Source organism: Pseudomonas sp. BF-B-26, from assembly GCF_019956495.1.
Classification (GTDB): domain Bacteria; phylum Pseudomonadota; class Gammaproteobacteria; order Pseudomonadales; family Pseudomonadaceae; genus Aquipseudomonas.
In genome coordinates, this window is sequence record NZ_JAHBDP010000078.1 from 34,814 (window position 1) to 53,890 (window position 19,077).

A 19,077-nucleotide genomic window follows, 5' to 3' on the forward strand; every position below is an offset into this window, starting at 1 on the left:
GAAAGAGCCTGCAATGCATCAATTGACTCTGGCCGAGATCGCCCGCGGTCTCGCCGATAAAAAGTTTTCTTCCGAAGAGCTGACCAAAACCCTGCTGGCGCGTATCGCCCAGCTCGATCCGCAGCTCAACAGTTTCATCAGCCTCACCGAAGACCTGGCGCTCCAGCAGGCGAAAGCCGCTGACGCACGCCGGGCCAATGGTGAGAGCGGCGCCCTGCTCGGTGCGCCGATCGCCCATAAAGACCTGTTCTGCACCCAGGGCATCCGCACCAGTTGCGGCTCGAAGATGCTCGACAACTTTAAAGCACCGTACGACGCCACCGTGGTCGCCAAACTGGCTGCTGCCGGGGCCGTGACCCTGGGCAAGACCAACATGGACGAATTCGCCATGGGGTCGGCCAACGAGTCGAGCTACTACGGCGCAGTGAAAAACCCGTGGAACCTGGAATACGTGCCCGGCGGCTCGTCTGGTGGATCGGCTGCTGCGGTTGCCGCTCGTCTGTTGCCAGCGGCAACGGGCACCGACACCGGCGGTTCGATTCGTCAGCCCGCCGCGCTGACCAACCTGACCGGCCTGAAACCGACGTACGGTCGCGTTTCGCGCTGGGGCATGATCGCCTACGCATCCAGTCTCGATCAGGGCGGCCCATTGGCCCGCACTGCCGAAGACTGCGCGATCCTGCTGCAAGGCATGGCCGGTTTCGACCCGCAAGACTCCACCAGCATCGACGAGCCCGTGCCGGATTACAGCGCCGGCCTCAACGGTTCGCTGCAAGGCCTGCGCATCGGCGTTCCTAAGGAATATTTCAGCGCCGGTCTCGACCCGCGCATTGCCGAGCTGATCCACAACAGCGTCAAGGAGCTGGAAAAGCTCGGTGCCGTGGTCAAGGAAATCAGCCTGCCGAACATGCAGCACGCGATCCCTGCGTACTACGTGATCGCCCCGGCAGAGGCGTCTTCCAACCTGTCGCGTTTCGATGGCGTACGTTTCGGCTATCGCTGCGAAGACCCGAAAAACCTGATCGACCTGTACAAGCGTTCCCGTGGCGAAGGTTTCGGCCCGGAAGTGCAGCGCCGGATCATGGTCGGTGCCTACGCGCTGTCGGCCGGTTACTACGACGCCTACTACCTGAAGGCGCAGAAAATTCGTCGCCTGATCAAGAACGACTTCATGGCAGCCTTTAATGAGGTCGACATCATCCTCGGCCCAACCACGCCAAACCCGGCCTGGAAGCTTGGCGCCAAGAGCAGCGACCCGGTTGCTGCGTACCTGGAAGACGTCTACACCATCACCGCCAACCTCGCCGGTCTGCCGGGCTTGTCCATGCCAGCCGGTTTTGTCGATGGTCTGCCGGTCGGCGTGCAATTGCTCGCCCCGTATTTCCAGGAAGGCCGTTTGCTCAACGTTGCGCACCAGTATCAGTTGAACACTGACTGGCACACCCGCACCCCAACCGGCTTCTGAGGAGAAACACATGCAATGGGAAGTCGTGATCGGGCTGGAGATTCACACCCAGCTCACCACCCGGTCGAAAATCTTTTCCGGTAGCTCCACCACCTTTGGTTCCGAGCCGAATACCCAGGCCAGCCTGGTTGACCTCGGTATGCCTGGCGTATTGCCGGTGCTGAACCAGGAAGCGGTGCGCATGGCGGTAATGTTCGGTCTGGCGATTGATGCCGAGATCGGCCAGCACAACGTGTTCGCCCGTAAAAACTATTTCTACCCGGACCTGCCCAAGGGCTACCAGATCAGCCAGATGGAATTGCCGATCGTTGGCAAAGGCCACCTGGACATCGCGCTGGAAGACGGCACGGTCAAGCGCGTCGGCATCACCCGCGCGCACCTGGAAGAAGACGCCGGTAAAAGCCTGCACGAAGAATTCAGCGGCGCCACCGGCATCGACCTGAACCGTGCCGGCACGCCGCTGCTGGAAATCGTGTCCGAGCCGGACATGCGCAGTGCCAAGGAAGCCGTGGCTTACGTCAAGGCTATCCACGCGCTGGTCCGCTACCTCGGCATCTGCGACGGCAACATGGCCGAAGGCTCGCTGCGTTGCGACTGCAACGTGTCGATCCGTCCGAAAGGCCAGGTTGAATTCGGCACTCGCTGCGAGATCAAGAACGTCAACTCGTTCCGTTTCATCGAGAAGGCGATCAACACCGAAGTGCAACGTCAGATCGAGCTGATCGAAGACGGCGGCCGGGTGATCCAGCAGACCCGTCTGTACGATCCGAACAAGGACGAAACCCGTCCGATGCGCAGCAAAGAGGAAGCCAACGACTACCGTTACTTCCCCGATCCGGACCTGCTGCCGGTGGTCATCGAAGACTCGTTCCTCGACGACGTGCGCGCTACCCTGCCGGAATTGCCACCGCAGAAACGCGAGCGCTTCCAGGCGCAGTTCGGTCTGTCGGTCTACGACGCCAGCGTCCTGGCCACCAGCCGCGAGCAAGCCGATTACTTCGAGAAAGTCGTGAGCATTGGCGGCGACGCCAAGCTGGCGGCCAACTGGGTGATGGTTGAATTGGGCAGCCTGTTGAACAAACAGGGCCTGGACATCGATCAGTCGCCGGTCTCGGCCGAACAACTGGGCGGCATGCTGCTGCGCATCACCGACAACACCATCTCCGGCAAAATCGCCAAAGTGGTGTTTGAAGCCATGGCCAATGGAGAAGGCAGCGCGGACGAGATCATCGACAAGCGCGGCCTGAAGCAAGTGACCGACACCGGTGCGATCTCGGCAGTGTTGGACGAAATGCTCGCGGCCAACGCCGAACAGGTTGAACAGTACCGCGCGGCAGACGAAGCCAAACGCGGCAAGATGTTCGGCTTCTTCGTCGGCCAGGCCATGAAAGCCTCCAAAGGCAAGGCCAACCCGCAACAGGTTAACGAACTGCTGAAAAGCAAGCTCGAAGGCTGATGAGCATGGAGCCAGCACTGAAAACTGGCTCTACCCCCTGTGGGAGCGGGCTTGCTCGCGAAAGCGGTGTATCAGTCAACATTGATGTTGGATGTGATGCCCCCTTCGCGAGCAAGCCCGCTCCCACATTTGTATGTGGAAACCTTCGAATGAAACGCTTCCTCAGTGCCTGCGCCCTGCTCTCCCTGCTGGCCGGTTGCGCCAGCAACGATGTCATCGATCCGCACGGCTATGACAAAACCGGCATTGCCTCGTATTACGGCGCCAAACACCAAGGTAAACGCACCGCCAGTGGCGAGCGTTTCAACAAGAACGCCCTGACCGCCGCCCATCGCCAGTTGCCCTTTGGCACGCGGGTGAAGGTCACCAATCTGAACAACGACAAATCCTGTGTGGTTCGCATCAACGATCGCGGGCCACATACCCGTGGGCGTCTGATCGATGTTTCACACGAGGCCGCCGAACAACTGGGTATGCTCAGAAGCGGCACTGCACGGGTTCGCGTGCAAGCCCTTGACGACTGACCGATGGAGCGCCGACCATTTTCGGACTTGCCGATTTACCCCTGATCAGCGTGATTGAATTGCTCAGCGGCTTGCTGTTGCTGATCGCCGGCGCCGAGCTGATGGTGCGCGCCGCCGTGCGCCTCGCCGCACGCTTGCATGTACGACCGCTGATTATCGGCCTGACCATCGTCGCCCTCGGCAGCAGCGCACCGCAGATGGCGGTCAGCCTGCAAGCGACCCTGACGCAGAACGCCGACATCGCCGTCGGCAGCGTGATCGGCAGTGGTATCTTCAACATCCTCGTCACCCTCGGGCTCTCGGCGCTGATCATCCCGCTGCGGGTTTCACGGCAACTGGTGCGCCTGGATATCCCGCTGATGATCGGCGCCAGCCTGTTGGTGTTCGTATTGGCGTGGAACGAAGAACTGACCCGCACCGATGGCGTGATGCTGCTGGCGGCGCTGGCGCTGTATCTGGGCCTGCTGCTGCGCCAGTCGCGGCACTCGACCCGCCCGCAATCGACGACCCACGAAGTCCCGCAAGCACCATGGATCAGCAGCCTGCTGATGATCGTCGTGGGTTTGGCGATGCTGGTCTACGCCGGGCACCTGCTGTTGGGCGCGGCGGTTTCGGTCGCGACTGATCTGGGGTTGTCGGAGCGGATCATCGGCTTGACCATCGTCGCTGTCGGCACATCCCTGCCGGAACTGGCCACCTCGTTGATCGCCGCGTTGCGCGGTCAGCGCGACATCGCCGTGGGCAACGTGATCGGCAGCAACCTGTTCAACCTCTTGGGCGTGCTGGGCTTCACCGCGTTGGTCGCGCCGTCGCCGTTGTCGGTGTCGCCCAACGCCCTGGATTTCGACTTGCCGGTCATGCTCGGCGTCGCAGTGCTGTGCCTGCCGGTGTTCTATTCCGGTTACCGGGTGACCCGCGCCGAAGGTCTGCTGTTTTTGGGTTTGTATCTGGCTTACGGTCTGCACGTGGTGTCATTCACCACCGGCATGCCGCTGGCCGACAAGCTTGAACACCTGATGCTGTTTTTTGTCCTGCCGGCGCTGATGGCGTTTTTGCTGCTCACGTCGCTGCGCGCCTGGCGTCGCCAACACCACAATAAGGAATTGCCATGACCGATGATAAAAAACCTGGGGTTGAAGTCCGCCGCCAAGTAATGGGCGACGCCTTCGTCGACCGCGCGCTGGGCAATGCCACCGAGTTCACTCAACCGCTGCAGGATTTCGTCAACGAGCACGCCTGGGGCGGCGTCTGGAACCGCGAAGGTTTGCCATTGAAAACCCGTAGCCTGATCACCCTCGCCGCGCTGACCGCGTTGAAGTGCCCGCAGGAATTGAAAGGCCACGTACGTGGTGCGCTGAACAATGGCTGCACCGTGGAAGAGATTCGTGAAGCGCTGCTGCATTGCGCGGTGTATGCCGGTGTGCCGGCGGCAATCGATGCGTTTCGGGCGGCACAGGAAGTAATTGATACTTATCAGAAGCCCGAGTAACAGCCTGGCTTTGGCAGTGACAGTGAGATTGCTTTCGCGAGCAAGCCCGCTCCCACAGGGGAATGCATTCCAAATGTGGGAGCGGGCTTGCTCGCGAAGAGGCCCTATAAACCACCGCAAAACCCGAGGCTAAATCCACCCGCCCCACTGCAACAGGAAGATCCCGATGTTGGTGGTGACCGCCGCCATCAACGTGGTGATCACGATGATCGCCGCCGCCAGTTCATGATTGCCATTGGCCTGACGGGCCATGACAAAACTGGCCGCGGCGGTCGGGCTGCCGAAGTACAGAAACAAAATCCCCAACTCCGCACCACGAAAGCCCCAGAGCCATGCACCCAGCGTCGCCAGAACCGGCAGGCCGATCATCTTCACCAGGCTTGAGCTGAGCGCCATGCTGCCGCTTTTACGCAGTGCCGCCAGCGACAGCGTGCCGCCGATGCAGATCAACGCCAACGGCAGGGTGGTTTGCGCCAGGTATTGGCCGGACGTCTCCAGCCATCCTGGCAAGCTGATCTTGAAGTAGGCAAACGGCGCCGCGGCAAACACGCTGATGATCAGCGGATTGGCCATCACGCTTTTGCAGATGCTCCAGGGGTCGGACTTGATTACCGGGCTGTACACCGCCAGCACAATGGTCGAGAGCGTGTTGTAAAACAGGATCACCAACGCCGCGAGAATCGCTCCGAGGGAAATCCCGTAGTCGCCGTACATGCTCGCAGCCAGTGCGAGGCCAATCACCCCGTTATTGCCGCGAAAGGCGCCCTGGGTGTAAATCCCCCGGTCCTCCCGCGGACACTTCCAGATCGCCCAGCCCCAGGCGATGGCGAAACACACCAGAGTGGCGAGCGAGAAGTAGATCAGCAGCGCCGGTTGCAACGCGGCGTGCAGGTCGGCATGCAGGATGCCCAGAAACAGCAACGCCGGCATGGTGACGTTAAACACCAGGGCCGACGCAGTGTGGATGAAGTTGTCGTTGATCCAGTCGATGCGCTTGAGCAGCACCCCCAGAAACAGCATGGCAAACACCGGCGCGGTGATGTTCAGGGTTTCGAGGAAGATAGCCAGCATGCCGGGGATAACCTTGGGTGAGCGTCGTTAGGGGGCTAATGATAAGCCACCAAGTCCCCCGGCGTCTGGTAGACCGTCTTCGCGAGCAAGCCCGCTCCCACAGGGGATCTTCTTTGTTGCACAAATTGCGTGAACACTGACGATCACTGTGGGAGCGGGCTTGCTCGCGAAACAGGCGACGCGGTCTCAGGTGATGGGTGCAGGGTTGAACAAGGTGATGTCGTTATGCAGCTTGTGCTTCTCGGCCCAGGTTTGCTTCTTGCCGCTGGCCACATCCAGGTAGTAATGGAACAACTCCCAGCCAAGGTCCTCAATCGAGGCCCGCCCGGTCGCAATCCGCCCGGCATCGATGTCGATCAGGTCCGGCCAACGCTGCGCCAGCTCGGTCCGGGTCGACACCTTCACCACCGGCGCCATCGCCAAACCATATGGCGTACCACGCCCGGTAGTGAACACATGCAGGTTCATTCCCGCCGCCAATTGCAACGTCCCGCAGACAAAGTCACTGGCCGGGGTCGCACAGAAAATCAGGCCTTTGCGCTTGAAGCGCTCGCCTGGGCCCAGCACCCCGTTGATCGCGCTGCTGCCGGATTTGACGATCGAGCCCAACGACTTCTCGACAATGTTCGACAACCCACCCTTCTTGTTGCCCGGCGTGGTGTTGGCGCTGCGATCCGCTTCGCCCTTGGCCAGGTAACGGTCGTACCAGTCCATCTCGCGCACCAGTTCCTGAGCGACTTCCTCGGTTTCCGCACGGGAAGTCAGCAGGTAAATCGCATCGCGCACTTCGGTGACTTCGGAAAACATCACCGTCGCACCGGCCCGCAATAACAGGTCCGAGGCATAACCCAGCGCCGGGTTGGCGGTGATCCCGGAAAACGCATCGCTGCCGCCGCACTGCATGCCCAGAATCAGCTCGGACGCCGGCACGGTTTCTCGGCGACGTTGATCGAGCTTCTTCAAACGGGTCTCGGCCAACGCCATGATCTGCTCGATCATCTCGGTGAAACCGTGACTCGAATCCTGCAAGCGGTACAACCACGGATCGCTCAAATCCACCGAGCTGTCGTTCTCGTGCATCACCTGCCCGGCCTGCAGTTTCTCGCAGCCCAGACTGACCACCAACGCTTCGCCACCCAGGTTCGGGTTACGCGCCAGGTTGCGCACGGTACGGATCGGGATGTACGCGTCAGTCGCGGTAATCGCTACACCACAGCCGTAGCTGTGAGTCAGCGCGACCACGTCATCGACGTGCGGATACTTGGGCAGCAACTCGTCCTTGATGCGTTTGACCGCATGGTCCAGAACGCCAGTGACGCACTGAACCGTCGTGGTAATCCCGAGAATATTGCGCGTGCCGACGGTGCCATCGGCGTTGCGATAACCCTCGAACGTGAAGCCTTCCAGCGGTGCCTGCGCCGCCGGCACTTCGGTGGACAGCGGCAAGCTGTCCAGCGGTGGCGCGGTGGGCATGCGCAGTTGATCTTCCTTGACCCAACTGCCGCGCGGAATCGGCTGCAACGCGTAGCCGATGGTCTGTCCGTAACGAATCACCTGGCCACCCACGGGAATGTCTTCCAGGGTGACCTTGTGGCTCTGTGGCACGAAATCCACGGTGACCAGGCCGTCCGGAAACTCGGTGCCGGCCGGCACGCCTTGGTCATTGACCACGATCACTACGTTGTCCCGCTCGTGCAGGCGGATGTAGCGCGGCGAGTCGGAATGTTCAATCAACTGCATGACGCCGCTCCTCAGGAATGCGCTTGAGACAATTTGTTATTGGCTTCAGGACCGCTGACGGGCGGTTCCTTGAGTACCACACGTTTGATCGGACCGACGATCACCAGATAGCTGAACACCGCGACCAGGGCGTTGCAACCGACAAACACCAGCGCCCATTTGAACGAACCGGTGGAGCTGATGATGTAGCCGATGACGATCGGGGTGGTGATCGAGGCGATGTTGCCGAACATGTTGAACAGGCCGCCACTCAAACCGGCGATCTGTTTCGGCGAGGTGTCGGACACCACGGCCCAACCCAATGCGCCGACGCCTTTGCCAAAGAACGCCAAGGCCATGAAACCAACCACCATCCATTCGATGTCCACGTAGTTACACGCGACGATGCTGCTGGAGACCAGCAAGCCAGCAATGATGGGTGCCTTGCGGGCGAAGGTCAGCGAGTGGCCTTTGCGCAGCAGGTAGTCGGAAATCACCCCGCCGAGCACACCACCGATGAAGCCGCAGATCGCCGGCAACGAGGCGATGAAACCGGCTTTGAGGATGGTCATGCCGCGTTCTTGCACCAGGTACACCGGGAACCAGGTCAGGAAGAAGTAGGTGATGCCGTTGATGCAGTATTGGCCCAGGTACACGCCGAGCATCATGCGGTTGGTCAGCAACTGGCGGATGTAGTCCCACTTTGGACCGTCGACTTTTTTGCCTTTGCCCTTGTCCTGGTCCATGTCGACCATGCCGCCGTTGTCGGCGATGTGCTTGAACTCGGCGTCATTGATCATCGGATGCTGACGCGGGCTGTGGATAACCTTCAGCCAGATCCCCGAGAAGATGATGCCGATCACACCCATGACGATAAACACGTGCTGCCAGCCGAAGCTGTAGACGATCCAACCCATCAGCGGCGCAAACAGTACCGTGGCGAAGTATTGCGCCGAGTTGAAGATCGCCGAGGCGGTGCCGCGTTCAGCCGTCGGGAACCAGGCGGCTACGATGCGCGCGTTACCGGGGAAGGATGGCGCTTCGGCCAGGCCCACCAGGAAGCGCAGCATGAACAGCGCAACCACCGCCGTGGACATGCCGAACTCACCGACATAGCCCTGCAGCACGGTGAACAGCGACCAGGTGAAGATGCTGAGCGCATACACTTTTTTCGAGCCGAAACGGTCCAGCAGCCAGCCACCTGGAATTTGCCCGGCCACGTAGGCCCAACCGAATGCGGAGAAGATATAACCGAGAGTGACCGCGTCGATGCCGAGGTCTTTTTGCAGGCTGGAGCCCGCGATGGCGATGGTAGCCCGGTCGGCGTAGTTGATCGTGGTCACCAGAAAAAGCATGAGCAAAATCAAATAGCGGACGTGGGTCGGCTTGGTCGCTTGCATGTAGATGTACTCCCACTGATTATTTTTATGCGGGTAATAACGGTGTTGTTTTTGTGGGAGCTGGCCTGCCGGCGATGCGGGCACCTCGGTATGTCAGTCATACCGCGGTGATGCCATCGCTGCGATGCGGCGACCCGACAGGCTAGCTCCCACAGGTATTGCGGTGTATCAGGAACCGATATAAGAGGTCTTCACCACGGTGTAGAACTCTTGCGCGTAGCGACCTTGCTCACGTGATCCATAGGATGAACCTTTACGCCCACCGAATGGAACGTGGTAATCCACGCCCGCCGTCGGCAGGTTGACCATCACCATCCCGGCCTGGGAGTGGCGCTTGAAGTGGTTGGCGTACTTCAGCGACGTGGTGGCGATGCCCGCCGACAGACCGAATTCGGTGTCGTTGGCCATGGCCAGCGCAGCCTCGTAATCCGCTACGCGAACCACGTTGGCCACCGGGCCGAAGATCTCTTCGCGGCTGATGCGCATCGCCGCTTCGCTGTCGGCAAACAGGGTTGGCGCGAGGTAGTAGCCTTCGGTGTCGCAAGTCACCAGACCACCGCCGCTGACCAGACGTGCACCTTCGGACTGGCCGATGTCGATGTACTTCATGTCCTGTTCAAGCTGCGCTTGCGAGACCACCGGACCAATGTCGGTGCCGGCTTTCAACGCGTGACCGACCTTGATCGACTTCATGCGCTCAGCCACGGCTTCAACGAACTTGTCGTGAATCCCGGCGGTGACAATAAAGCGGCTCGAAGCAGTGCAACGCTGGCCGGTGGAGTAGAACGCGCTCTGTACCGACAGCTCGACCGCTTGCTTGAGGTCGGCGTCGTCGAGAATGATCTGCGGGTTCTTGCCGCCCATTTCCAGCTGAACCTTGGCCTGGCGCGACACGCAGTTGACCGCGATCTGACGACCGACGCCCACGGAACCGGTGAAGCTGATGCCGTCGACTTTCGGGCTCTGCACCAGCGCATCGCCAACCACTCGACCGCTGCCCATCACCAGGTTGAACACACCGGCCGGGAAGCCTGCGCGGGAGATGATTTCGGCCAGCGCCCAAGCGCAACCCGGCACCAGATCCGCCGGTTTCAGCACGACGCAGTTGCCGTAGGCCAGCGCCGGGGCGATTTTCCACGCAGGAATTGCGATCGGGAAGTTCCATGGTGTGATCAGACCGACCACACCCAGCGCTTCGCGAGTCACTTCGACGTTCACACCCGGACGTACCGACGGCAGATAGTCGCCGGACAGACGCAGGCATTCACCGGCGAAGAACTTGAAGATGTTGCCGGCGCGGGTCACTTCGCCGATAGCTTCAGGCAGGGTCTTGCCCTCTTCCCGGGCCAGCAAGGTGCCGAGCTCTTCGCGACGGGCGAGGATTTCGCTGCCGACTTTATCCAGCGAATCGTGACGTGCCTGAATGCCCGACGTGGACCAGGCCGGGAACGCGGCGCGAGCGGCGTCGATGGCGGCGTGAACCTGAGCCAGATCAGCCTTGGCGTACTCGCCGATGGTGTCGGTCAGTTCGGACGGGTTGATGTTGTTGGAGTATTCGCTACCCGCAACCCATTCACCATTGATGTAGTTATCAAAACGCTTTGCATTTGCCACGGAATGTTCTCCTCACGCAAAAGGCCGCTGAATACTCAGCGGCCTTGTTTAATCGGATGTGTTACTGCGCACCTTGCTTGTCGATCAGCGCGGCGAGCATTTCGTACTCTTCGCCCGTCAGATCGGTCAGCGGCGCACGCACAGGACCTGCGTCATAGCCGACAATTTTTGCCCCGGCCTTGACGATGCTCACCGCGTAGCCGGCTTTGCGGTTACGGATGTCCAGGTACGGCAGGAAGAAGTCGTCGATGATCTTGCCGACGGTGGCGTGATCTTCGCGGGCAATGGCGTGGTAGAAATCCATCGCGGTTTTCGGGATGAAGTTGAACACCGCCGAGGAGTAAACCGGTACGCCCAGTGCCTTGTAGGCTGCGGCGTAGACTTCGGCGGTCGGCAAACCGCCCAGGTAGCTGAAGCGATCACCGAGGCGGCGACGGATCGACACCATCAACTCGATATCGCCCAGGCCATCCTTGTAGCCGATCAGGTTCGGGCAACGCTCGGCCAGACGTTCCAGCAACGGCGCGGTCAGGCGGCAGACGTTGCGGTTGTAAACCACCACGCCGATTTTCACCGATTTGCACACGGCTTCAACGTGGGCGGCAACGCCGTCCTGGCTGGCTTCGGTCAGGTAGTGCGGCAACAGCAACAGGCCTTTGGCGCCCAGACGCTCGGCTTCCTGTGCGTATTCGATGGCTTGACGAGTCGAACCGCCAACGCCGGCCAGAATCGGCACGCTGGTTTCGCAGGTGTCGACGGCAGTCTTGATGATTTCCGAATATTCGCTGGCCGCCAGAGAGAAGAACTCACCGGTGCCGCCCGCGGCGAACAATGCCGAGGCACCGTATGGGGCCAGCCATTCGAGACGTTTGATGTAGCCCGCGCGATGGAAATCGCCCTGAGCATTGAAATCGGTAACCGGGAAAGACAGCAGACCGGAAGAGAGGATGGACTTCAGTTCTTGTGGATTCATTATTCGAACACCCTGGGTAGCGACGTATGTGTGTGTGAGAAAACCGTTCAGCCTTCGCCGAAGTTGTAGGTCATCGTACAACTTAAATAATAACCGTCAACTGCATTTCATCGCCAACCGCAGAATTTGAGTCGGAAAGGTATTTTCTTGACGTAGGAAATTTCTCACCTATGATCCAGATGACTGTATATGCATACAGTTATTTTTTGATCGTACCGACGACATATCAAGGAGATAGAAATGTCAGGTCTACACGCACAACCGAAGGAAAAACCAAAACAGGTCATTGCCGAACTGGATGATCTTTTTACCGAGCATGGCATTCCTCTCATCGGGAATAACCCACATGTGATCTTGCAGATTGCTGATCATCACAGCTTTACGACTCCTCTTCCCGCGCCTTTGCCCACAGCCTCCGGCAATGCCCTGAAAGGCAAGCCACAGCTGAGGTTCGAGGGTGGCGAACACACCGCCATCGGCGACAGCACGCTGCTGCGCTTCATCAAGGATGCACCGGCTATTCCCGCTTCGCAGGTGGAACTGCATCTGCCCAATGGGCTGGCGCTGACCTATGGCCAGGTCATCGCGCTGGGGGGTGATTTCTATGGAATTCCCGATCAACCGATCAGCGAAGGTGCGACAGGCCCTGACCGAATCCAGCGCTTTACCAACGCCTTCAACTCGCTGGCCGTGCTGCCGGCTGCTAACGCTGAGGCCAAGTTGATCCTCGGTGTGATGCAAAAGGAAATCGCCGCGATCAAGCAGGCGATCAAGGACGGTAAACAACCTCACGAGGCTTATGACGCCCTCGGTGATACGTTGTCGGAAGAGTGGAACAAGATCACCGGCGGCGGCAGTGTCGTTTCGGCGTTGTTCCCATTTGGCCGCTACCTGAAACTGGCCGCCAACAATGCCGATCACTTCGCCGAATGGGCGCTGCTGGCCTATATCGCCGGGCACACCGCGGCGGTGCAACAAGCGGTGCTGGCCCACACCAGCGGCGATGAAAAGCAGTTGGAGCTGGCCTATGCGATGAACGCTTTTGCCGATCACTACCTGACCGACCTGTTTTCCACCGGCCACCTGCGAGTGCCGCGCAAACAATTGGCAGCGGTGGTCACGCCGAGCGATCTGGGTTCGTTGATCACGCGGTTCATGCACGACGAAGACAGCAAATTCGGCCTCAACGTGCGCAATGGCAACGGCGATCAATGGCGCGCGTATGGGGACAAACGCTACTTCGACGACCTTTCCAGCGCCAATCGCACCCAGGTGAATCAGGCGGTTCAGGTGTCTGCGGATGAAGTGTTCGCGGCTTATCTCAGCGGAATCGCCCCGTCGGCCGCCAATTTCAGCGCCTTGAAAAAGCTGCCTGATCTGCAAGCCGTACTGAACCTGGCGACCAACTTCTCACCGCTGTTCAGGGTCGAGGGCAACAAGGTGCTGCGACGCAAGGACGTCAACAACCTGAACGACACCGCCACCGTGGATGACTGGTGGGGCTGGAGCACTTATTTGCTGCTCAAGGATTACAAACCCACCGGCAACGTTGCCTGATAAGGAGATCGATGATGACTATCAAATTGAAACTGGAACTGGCCTCGGGCCAATCACTGAAGGGTGCGCCGTTGGAGTTGTTGGCCAAGGGAGTGCCGATTGCTCGGGCGGTGGTGGATGAGCATGGGCATGTGGCATTCGATGCCAAGGCTGGGGTTTCTGAGTGGGCCGTGAGGGTGGATCGCTCGATTCTCAGGTCAGGCTGAAGCCATAGCGTAACGGCTGCTGGCCCCTTCGCGAGCAAGCCCGCTCCCACATTTGATGTCTAGTGTTCACTCATTTTGTGTTCACAGACGATCTAGTGTGGGAGCGGGCTTGGTCCGGGCGGCGTTCCGACGAAAGCGGTCTGTCAGGCAATAAATCATCCGCAGACAGAAAACTTATCCTCGCTGAGCTTCAGCCTCTTCATGCGCATGACGCAGCCGCTCGCGACTGTTCGTCAGATGCAACCGCATCGCCGCCCGCGCCGCATCCGAATCCTGACGCGCAATCGCGTCGTAAATCTCTTCGTGCTCACGACTCAGGCGATTCATGTAGTGCTGTTGGTCGTCATGGGCCAGGCGCGCGGAGTTGAGGCGCGTGCGCGGAATGATGCTGGTGCCCAGGTGGGTCATGATATCGGTGAAATAGCGGTTGCCGGTCGCCAGGGCGATTTGCAGGTGGAACTGGAAGTCGGACGCCACCGCATCGCTGGCATGGGAAACACTTTCATTCAATGCATCCAGCGCCGCTCGCATCAATGCCAGTTGCTCGGGGCTGCGGCGTTGCGCGGCGAGGCCGGCGGATTCCACTTCAAGGCTGATGCGCAGTTCCAGAATCGCCAGTACATCCCGCAGCGTGACCACGGTCGCCGGGTCGATACGGAAACCGCTCGGGCTCGGGGTGTCGAGCACGAAGGTACCGATGCCGTGGCGGGTTTCAACCTGGCCTGCCGCCTGCAAACGGGAAATCGCTTCACGCACCACGGTGCGGCTGACGCCATGGGCATCCATGATCGCCGACTCGGTGGGCAACTTGTCGCCACGCTTGAGGTGACCATCGCGGATCTGCTCGGACAGCACCGTCACCAGTTCCTGAGCGAGGCTGCGGCGCTTGCGAGGGAGGCGTGGTGCGTCGATCGGGTTTTCCATGGTGAACGTCTTTCTCGAAAGTTGCGGCTGAAACCGCATCATAGCTCAACGCGGTTGTACGATCACCCCGGCAACATAAGACAGCAGCCAACCTTCAAACTACCACTTGTCTGAACTGTCATTTATGACAGTAGCCGCTTGTGCATGCGGAAGATCTACTTATCAGGAGTTAAGCCGCCGACTCTTCTAGACGTCAATCACTTCTCAATCAGGTGTGCAGAATCCAAAGGACTTAAGCCATGAAAAGCCAACAACTAATTTTTGAAAGACCTGGCATTAGAGAAACCCAAAGTTCTGACCTCTACTTAAGCGAAGTTGGAAAATCTGTTGGTGTTTTAATTCCGTCATACCGAGATATGACTGCCGGAGACCTGATCAGGTTGAGTTTAGAGTTTCCCTACCCTGACGACAGCGAGCATTTTGAACACGTAATCACCAACGAAAACGTTGGAAAAACCATCACCATCGAAGTTCTCAAACAGGTTTTTCAAGATCACCTGGATAAGTCCGTGAAAGTTTTATATGAAGTCAAGAGAGGCACCGTGTCGTTAGGCGTATCAGCTATCCGTGGTCTGAAAATCAACCCTTGACCAAGCCAATACCGGCTCAGATAGAGAATTCTCTATCTGAGCTGGTGCTGACAACGATGTGAGTTTTGGTTAATCGTAAAACCAACAGAAGTGTTCAGGCGGTCACTGTTTGATCCACCAGATGGCCATTCTCGATACGAACATGCCGTGGATGGAAGCGCTTCAGGCTGCTGCGATGCCCGACGCTGACGATGCTCAATCCCGGAATCTCATCGATCAAGCTCTGATACAGCGACGCTTCGTCCTCCTCGTCCATCGCCGAGGTCGCTTCGTCCATGTACAGCCATTGCGGTGCGTAAAGCAGCGCACGAGCGAAGGCCAGACGTTGCTGCTCACCCGGCGACAACATGCGCTGCCAGTGATTGGCTTCGTCCAGACGAGCAACGAGGTGCGGCAAACGGCACGCCTCCAGTACGTGAACGTAGCGCTCGTGCAAATACGTATCGCCCGGCTGTGGATAACTCAGCGCTTCACGCAACGTGCCAATCGGCAGATAGGGTTTTTGCGGCAGGAACAAATAGCGCGCCGCGGGCAGACGAATACTGCCGTGGCCAGCCGGCCACAAATGCCCCATCGCCCGCAGCAAGGTCGACTTGCCGCTGCCGGAGCGGCCACTGAGCATGACGCGCTCGCCCTCCTCCACGGTCATGTCGGCGTTGGTCAGCAAGTGACGACCGTCAGCGAGGTCAAGGCCAAGGTTATGCACCTTCAACGCCGAGCCCTGGTTCTGCACATCGATGGCCGGTGCCCGCTCTTCGTTGTCGGTCATGGCCTGGCGGAAACTCAGCAGACGATCACACGTGGCACGCCACTCGGCGAGATCCTGGTACGCGCTGATGAACCAGCTGAAGTTCTCCTGGACGTTGCCGAACGCGGAGTTGATTTGCATCAGCTCACCGAGCTCGATCTTGCCGGCGAAGTAACGCGGCGCGGCGACCATGAACGGGAAGATGATCGCGATCTGGCCGTAACCGGAGGTGAAGAAGGTCAGGCGCTTGGACACTTTCATGATGTCCCAGAAGTTGTGCCAGACCAGCCCGAAACGGCTGCTCAAGCGACGATTCTCGTTGGGCTCGCCGTTGTACAGCGCAATGCTTTCGGCATTTTCGCGGACCCGCACCATGGAGAAACGCAAGTCGGCTTCGAAACGTTGCTGGTTATTGTTGAGGCCGATCAAGCGACGACCGATCACATGCGTCAGCCAACTGCCGACGGCGGCGTAAACCAGTGCACACCAGAACATGTAGCCGGGAATCGTATAGCCAAACACTTCAATGCTGCCTGAGACGCCCCACAGAATAATCGAGAACGACACCAGGCTGACGATGTTGCGGATCAAACCAAGGCCCAGGAGCAAGGTGTTGGTGGTGAATTTATTGAGGTCTTCGGAAATGCGCTGGTCCGGGTTATCGGTGTAACCGCCCTGCTCCAGCTGGTAGTAATTCTTGTTGTCGAGCCAGCGGGTGAAGTGCTTCTCGGTGAGCCAGGCCCGCCAGCGGATGGTCAGCATCTGGGTCAGGTAGAGCCGATACACCGCGCCGAGAATCGCCACCGCCGCAATGCCGCAGAAATACAGGATCAACTGCCAGAAGGCCGCTTCGTCCTTCTTTTGCAGGGCGTTGTAAAAATCCTTGTACCAACTGTTGACCCACACCGAAATCGCCACGCTGAACAACGACAGTGCGATCACGGCAATGAGCAACGTCCAGGCCTTGCCCTTCTCTTCGCTGCGCCAATAAGGCGTGGTCATCGCCCAGACTTTGCGAAAAAACTGCCCGCGCACAGCATCGTTGACCGCGGAATATTCAGCGTTCTGATTCATGGATAAGGCTCGATAAAGAAAAGAACACACACGAACCGATCATAGATGATCGGTTCGGTTCCCCGCGAGGAGCGGCCTGCATTCATTCAGCGCAGGTTCAGCGACGAACGGGACGCTTCTGCAGTTTGCGCTGCAGCGTGCGGCGGTGCATGCCCAGGGCCCGGGCAGTGGCGGAAATGTTGCCTTCGTGCTCGGTCAGCACGCGCTGGATGTGTTCCCACTGCAGGCGATCGACCGACATCGGGTTTTCCGGCACCAGCGTGTCAAGGTCGGCATGCTCGGAGAGCAACGCGGCCAGCACGTCATCGGCGTCCGCCGGTTTGCACAGGTAATTGCAGGCGCCGCGTTTGATCGCTTCGACGGCGGTGGCGATGCTCGAGTAACCGGTGAGGATTACCACGCGCATTTCCGGGTCCAGCTCAAGGAGCTTGGGCAACAGTACCAGGCCGGAATCGCCGTCCATTTTCAGGTCCAGCGCGGCGTAGTCTGGCAGGTCCGCCTGAGCGATGGTCAGGCCTTCTTCGGCGGAACCGGCGGTGCTGACGCGAAAGCCGCGGCGGGCCATGGCACGGGCCATCACCCGGGTAAACGTTGCGTCGTCGTCTACCAGCAGCAAATGCGGCAGTTCTTCGCCTTCGACTTGGATCTCGTCACTCATGTTCGTCTCCTCGGGCGACACGGGGCAGGCGCAGCTCGGTGAGCGTGCCGCCTTCCTCATGACTGTAGAGTTTCACTGAGCCGCCGGCGCGTGTCACGCTGGCCTTGCTCAAAAACAGGCCCAGGCCGAAACCTTTGCCCTTGGTGGTAAAAAATGGCTTGCCGATCTGCTCGGCGATGGCCAGCGGTACACCGGCACCGTGGTCGCGGATGCTGATGGTCAAGTCCTCGGCATTCCAGTCCAGCGTCACTTGCAGCCCTTCGGGGCAAGCGTCGGCGGCGTTGTTGAGCAAATTCAGCAGCGCCTGGGTCAGGTCCGGCGGCGGCGCCATGCGCGGCACGGCGCCTTGGCCCAAGCGCTGAAAGCGGTAACTGGCTTCCGGGCGCATCAGGTGCCAGCGGTTCAAGGCTTCGTCGAGCCAATCGGTGACGTCCTGCATCTCCACGGCCAATCGGCGATTGGCCTCGGCGGCGCGCACCAGTTGCTGCAAGGTTTCTTTGCAAAGTTTGACCTGATCCTGCAGCACGCTCAGGTCGTCCTGCAACATCGGGTCGTGATGGTCCTGACGCATTTCCTTGAGCAACACGCTCATGGTCGCCAGCGGCGTGCCCAGCTCATGGGCAGCACCGGCGGCCTGGGTGGCGACGGCCAGCAGTTGCTGATCGCGCAGGCCCTCTTCGCGACGGATGGCACGCAGTTCTTCCTGACGGCGCAGCTCTTCGGCCATGCGTGCAGCGAAGAAGGTGATGACCGCCGCGGCCAGGGCGAAACTCAGCCACATCCCGTATACCTGCAGGTTTTCCCGAGCGATCGGGAAGGTTTGCAGCGGATAGAAGCGGGCCAGCAGCAGGGTGTACATCGTCAACGCGATACCGGACAGAATCACTGAATAACGCCACGGCAACGTCACGGCGGCGATGGTCAGCGGTACCAGGTAATAAGAGACGAAGGGGTTGGTCGAGCCGCCGGAGAAGTACAGCAAGGCACTGTGGATAAACAGGTCGCAGGCCAGTTGCACGGCGTATTCGAGTTCGGTAACCGGCCATGTGGTGCGCAAGCGAATGGCCGTGAACGCGCACAGCAACATCGAGCAACCGAGGGTCGCGGCCAGTTGAAACCAGGGCAGCGGCAGCAAGTCGAGCCAGTAGGCCAGGCCCACGGAACCGGCCTGAGCGGCCAACACCAATGTGCGGATGAACGTCAGCCGCCAGAGATTCTGGCGAGTTGCGGAAGTGATTTGAACGGGGGCGAGCATGAGCTCTCCTGATGAGCGCTCCAGGCGGATCGCACGGAGTATAACCAAGCACGGGGGCTGACAGGCAAAAGTGCGGCAAACCGCCACACTTGTGAATGGCTGAAGGTCTTTGTGGCGAGGGGATTTATCCCCGTTGGGTGGCGAAGCCGCCCCAAAATTCACAACCGAATCCTGCCTGCCTACTTCAGGGCGATATTTACGACTGCTTCGCAGCCGAACGGGGCGGTGCGGCGTTCCGATAAATCCCCTCACCACAGGGTCACCTGTGATCGATCTGTATAGAAGTTGTAACTGTGCGAACCGGATCATTAAAGCTAGAGTCTGATGGTTTCACGCAGGCCCGGACATTACCCC

At 59.5% G+C, this 19,077-nt stretch carries 17 protein-coding genes; 8 read left to right on the top strand and 9 right to left on the bottom strand.

The window, feature by feature from the left end:
* Window positions 1–13 precede the first annotated feature (13 nt).
* The 5 genes from gatA (at window position 14) to KGB03_RS16380 (ending at window position 4,934) form a co-directional block, all read left to right on the top strand.
* Window positions 14–1,465, top strand: coding sequence for an Asp-tRNA(Asn)/Glu-tRNA(Gln) amidotransferase subunit GatA (gene gatA, locus KGB03_RS16360; protein WP_111450414.1), 1,452 nt, complete (start codon window positions 14–16; stop codon window positions 1,463–1,465).
* A 10-nt stretch (window positions 1,466–1,475) separates the two neighbouring features.
* Window positions 1,476–2,921 carry an Asp-tRNA(Asn)/Glu-tRNA(Gln) amidotransferase subunit GatB gene (gatB, locus tag KGB03_RS16365; protein WP_223527624.1) on the top strand — a complete coding sequence of 482 codons (1,446 nt, stop codon included), beginning with the start codon at window positions 1,476–1,478 and terminating at the stop codon, window positions 2,919–2,921.
* Between the two features lie 149 nt (window positions 2,922–3,070).
* Window positions 3,071–3,445 (top strand): septal ring lytic transglycosylase RlpA family protein, encoded by a 375-nt coding sequence (locus KGB03_RS16370; protein WP_223527626.1) that lies wholly within the window; start codon window positions 3,071–3,073, stop codon window positions 3,443–3,445.
* Window positions 3,446–3,495: 50 nt separating this feature from the next.
* The gene (locus tag KGB03_RS16375) at window positions 3,496–4,557 is read left to right on the top strand and encodes a calcium/sodium antiporter (RefSeq protein WP_111450417.1); all 1,062 of its coding nucleotides are present in this window, start codon (window positions 3,496–3,498) and stop codon (window positions 4,555–4,557) included.
* A complete protein-coding gene (locus KGB03_RS16380; protein ID WP_008148900.1) occupies window positions 4,554–4,934 on the top strand; it encodes a carboxymuconolactone decarboxylase family protein in 381 nt (126 codons plus the stop codon). The genes KGB03_RS16375 and KGB03_RS16380 overlap by 4 nt, the downstream gene beginning before the upstream one ends.
* A 129-nt stretch (window positions 4,935–5,063) precedes the next feature.
* Here the strand turns inward: KGB03_RS16380 and KGB03_RS16385 are convergent, their stop codons facing one another.
* The 5 genes from KGB03_RS16385 to kdgD form a co-directional block, all read right to left on the bottom strand.
* Window positions 5,064–6,005 carry an AEC family transporter gene (locus KGB03_RS16385; RefSeq protein WP_218538037.1) on the bottom strand — a complete coding sequence of 314 codons (942 nt, stop codon included), beginning with the start codon at window positions 6,003–6,005 and terminating at the stop codon, window positions 5,064–5,066.
* A gap of 186 nt (window positions 6,006–6,191) precedes the next feature.
* Window positions 6,192–7,745: a galactarate dehydratase gene (gene garD / locus KGB03_RS16390; RefSeq protein ID WP_192410148.1), complete on the bottom strand. Its 1,554-nt coding sequence runs from the start codon at window positions 7,743–7,745 to the stop codon at window positions 6,192–6,194.
* Between the two features lie 11 nt (window positions 7,746–7,756).
* The gene (locus KGB03_RS16395; protein WP_111450421.1) at window positions 7,757–9,124 is read right to left on the bottom strand and encodes an MFS transporter; all 1,368 of its coding nucleotides are present in this window, start codon (window positions 9,122–9,124) and stop codon (window positions 7,757–7,759) included.
* Window positions 9,125–9,292: 168 nt separating this feature from the next.
* Entirely contained in the window at window positions 9,293–10,738 is a 1,446-nt protein-coding gene (locus KGB03_RS16400) for an aldehyde dehydrogenase family protein (protein WP_218538038.1), read from the bottom strand.
* 61 nt (window positions 10,739–10,799) lie between these two features.
* On the bottom strand, window positions 10,800–11,711 hold the full coding sequence (kdgD, locus tag KGB03_RS16405; protein ID WP_046045831.1) for a 5-dehydro-4-deoxyglucarate dehydratase: 912 nt from the start codon (window positions 11,709–11,711) through the stop codon (window positions 10,800–10,802).
* 240 nt (window positions 11,712–11,951) lie between these two features.
* Between kdgD and KGB03_RS16410 the strand changes: the two genes are divergently transcribed.
* Window positions 11,952–13,268 carry a phospholipase gene (locus KGB03_RS16410; RefSeq protein WP_223527628.1) on the top strand — a complete coding sequence of 439 codons (1,317 nt, stop codon included), beginning with the start codon at window positions 11,952–11,954 and terminating at the stop codon, window positions 13,266–13,268.
* 14 nt (window positions 13,269–13,282) lie between these two features.
* Entirely contained in the window at window positions 13,283–13,474 is a 192-nt protein-coding gene (locus KGB03_RS16415) for a hypothetical protein (protein ID WP_046045829.1), read from the top strand.
* A gap of 174 nt (window positions 13,475–13,648) precedes the next feature.
* Here KGB03_RS16415 and KGB03_RS16420 read toward each other — a convergent pair whose 3' ends face one another.
* Entirely contained in the window at window positions 13,649–14,398 is a 750-nt protein-coding gene (locus KGB03_RS16420; protein ID WP_046045828.1) for a FadR/GntR family transcriptional regulator, read from the bottom strand.
* 239 nt (window positions 14,399–14,637) lie between these two features.
* On the opposite strand from KGB03_RS16420, the gene KGB03_RS16425 reads away from it, so the two are divergent.
* On the top strand, window positions 14,638–14,988 hold the full coding sequence (locus KGB03_RS16425; RefSeq protein WP_218538040.1) for a hypothetical protein: 351 nt from the start codon (window positions 14,638–14,640) through the stop codon (window positions 14,986–14,988).
* 94 nt (window positions 14,989–15,082) lie between these two features.
* Here KGB03_RS16425 and KGB03_RS16430 read toward each other — a convergent pair whose 3' ends face one another.
* From KGB03_RS16430 to KGB03_RS16440, 3 genes are all read right to left on the bottom strand, one after another.
* Window positions 15,083–16,810, bottom strand: a complete 1,728-nt coding sequence (locus KGB03_RS16430) for an ABC transporter ATP-binding protein/permease (protein ID WP_111450427.1) — start codon at window positions 16,808–16,810, stop codon at window positions 15,083–15,085.
* Between the two features lie 97 nt (window positions 16,811–16,907).
* Complete coding sequence (locus KGB03_RS16435; RefSeq protein ID WP_007942792.1) at window positions 16,908–17,468, bottom strand: response regulator transcription factor; 561 nt, start codon at window positions 17,466–17,468, stop codon at window positions 16,908–16,910.
* Complete coding sequence (locus KGB03_RS16440; RefSeq protein WP_111450428.1) at window positions 17,461–18,723, bottom strand: ATP-binding protein; 1,263 nt, start codon at window positions 18,721–18,723, stop codon at window positions 17,461–17,463. The genes KGB03_RS16435 and KGB03_RS16440 overlap by 8 nt, the downstream gene beginning before the upstream one ends.
* Window positions 18,724–19,077: the final 354 nt, after the last annotated feature.

Excerpts from the sequence above, each read along its gene's own strand:
- KGB03_RS16410 (WP_223527628.1), top strand. The coding sequence starts at position 11,952 with ATGTCAGGTCTACACGCACAACCGAAGGAAAAACCAAAACAGGTCATT.
- gatA (WP_111450414.1), top strand. The coding sequence starts at position 14 with ATGCATCAATTGACTCTGGCCGAGATCGCCCGCGGTCTCGCCGATAAA.
- KGB03_RS16415 (WP_046045829.1), top strand. The coding sequence starts at position 13,283 with ATGACTATCAAATTGAAACTGGAACTGGCCTCGGGCCAATCACTGAAG.
- KGB03_RS16370 (WP_223527626.1), top strand. The coding sequence starts at position 3,071 with ATGAAACGCTTCCTCAGTGCCTGCGCCCTGCTCTCCCTGCTGGCCGGT.
- KGB03_RS16425 (WP_218538040.1), top strand. The coding sequence starts at position 14,638 with ATGAAAAGCCAACAACTAATTTTTGAAAGACCTGGCATTAGAGAAACC.
- garD (WP_192410148.1), bottom strand. The coding sequence starts at position 7,745 with ATGCAGTTGATTGAACATTCCGACTCGCCGCGCTACATCCGCCTGCAC.
- KGB03_RS16435 (WP_007942792.1), bottom strand. The coding sequence starts at position 17,468 with ATGAGTGACGAGATCCAAGTCGAAGGCGAAGAACTGCCGCATTTGCTG.
- KGB03_RS16440 (WP_111450428.1), bottom strand. The coding sequence starts at position 18,723 with ATGCTCGCCCCCGTTCAAATCACTTCCGCAACTCGCCAGAATCTCTGG.
- KGB03_RS16420 (WP_046045828.1), bottom strand. The coding sequence starts at position 14,398 with ATGGAAAACCCGATCGACGCACCACGCCTCCCTCGCAAGCGCCGCAGC.
- kdgD (WP_046045831.1), bottom strand. The coding sequence starts at position 11,711 with ATGAATCCACAAGAACTGAAGTCCATCCTCTCTTCCGGTCTGCTGTCT.
- KGB03_RS16430 (WP_111450427.1), bottom strand. The coding sequence starts at position 16,810 with ATGAATCAGAACGCTGAATATTCCGCGGTCAACGATGCTGTGCGCGGG.
- gatB (WP_223527624.1), top strand. The coding sequence starts at position 1,476 with ATGCAATGGGAAGTCGTGATCGGGCTGGAGATTCACACCCAGCTCACC.
- KGB03_RS16380 (WP_008148900.1), top strand. The coding sequence starts at position 4,554 with ATGACCGATGATAAAAAACCTGGGGTTGAAGTCCGCCGCCAAGTAATG.
- KGB03_RS16385 (WP_218538037.1), bottom strand. The coding sequence starts at position 6,005 with ATGCTGGCTATCTTCCTCGAAACCCTGAACATCACCGCGCCGGTGTTT.
- KGB03_RS16395 (WP_111450421.1), bottom strand. The coding sequence starts at position 9,124 with ATGCAAGCGACCAAGCCGACCCACGTCCGCTATTTGATTTTGCTCATG.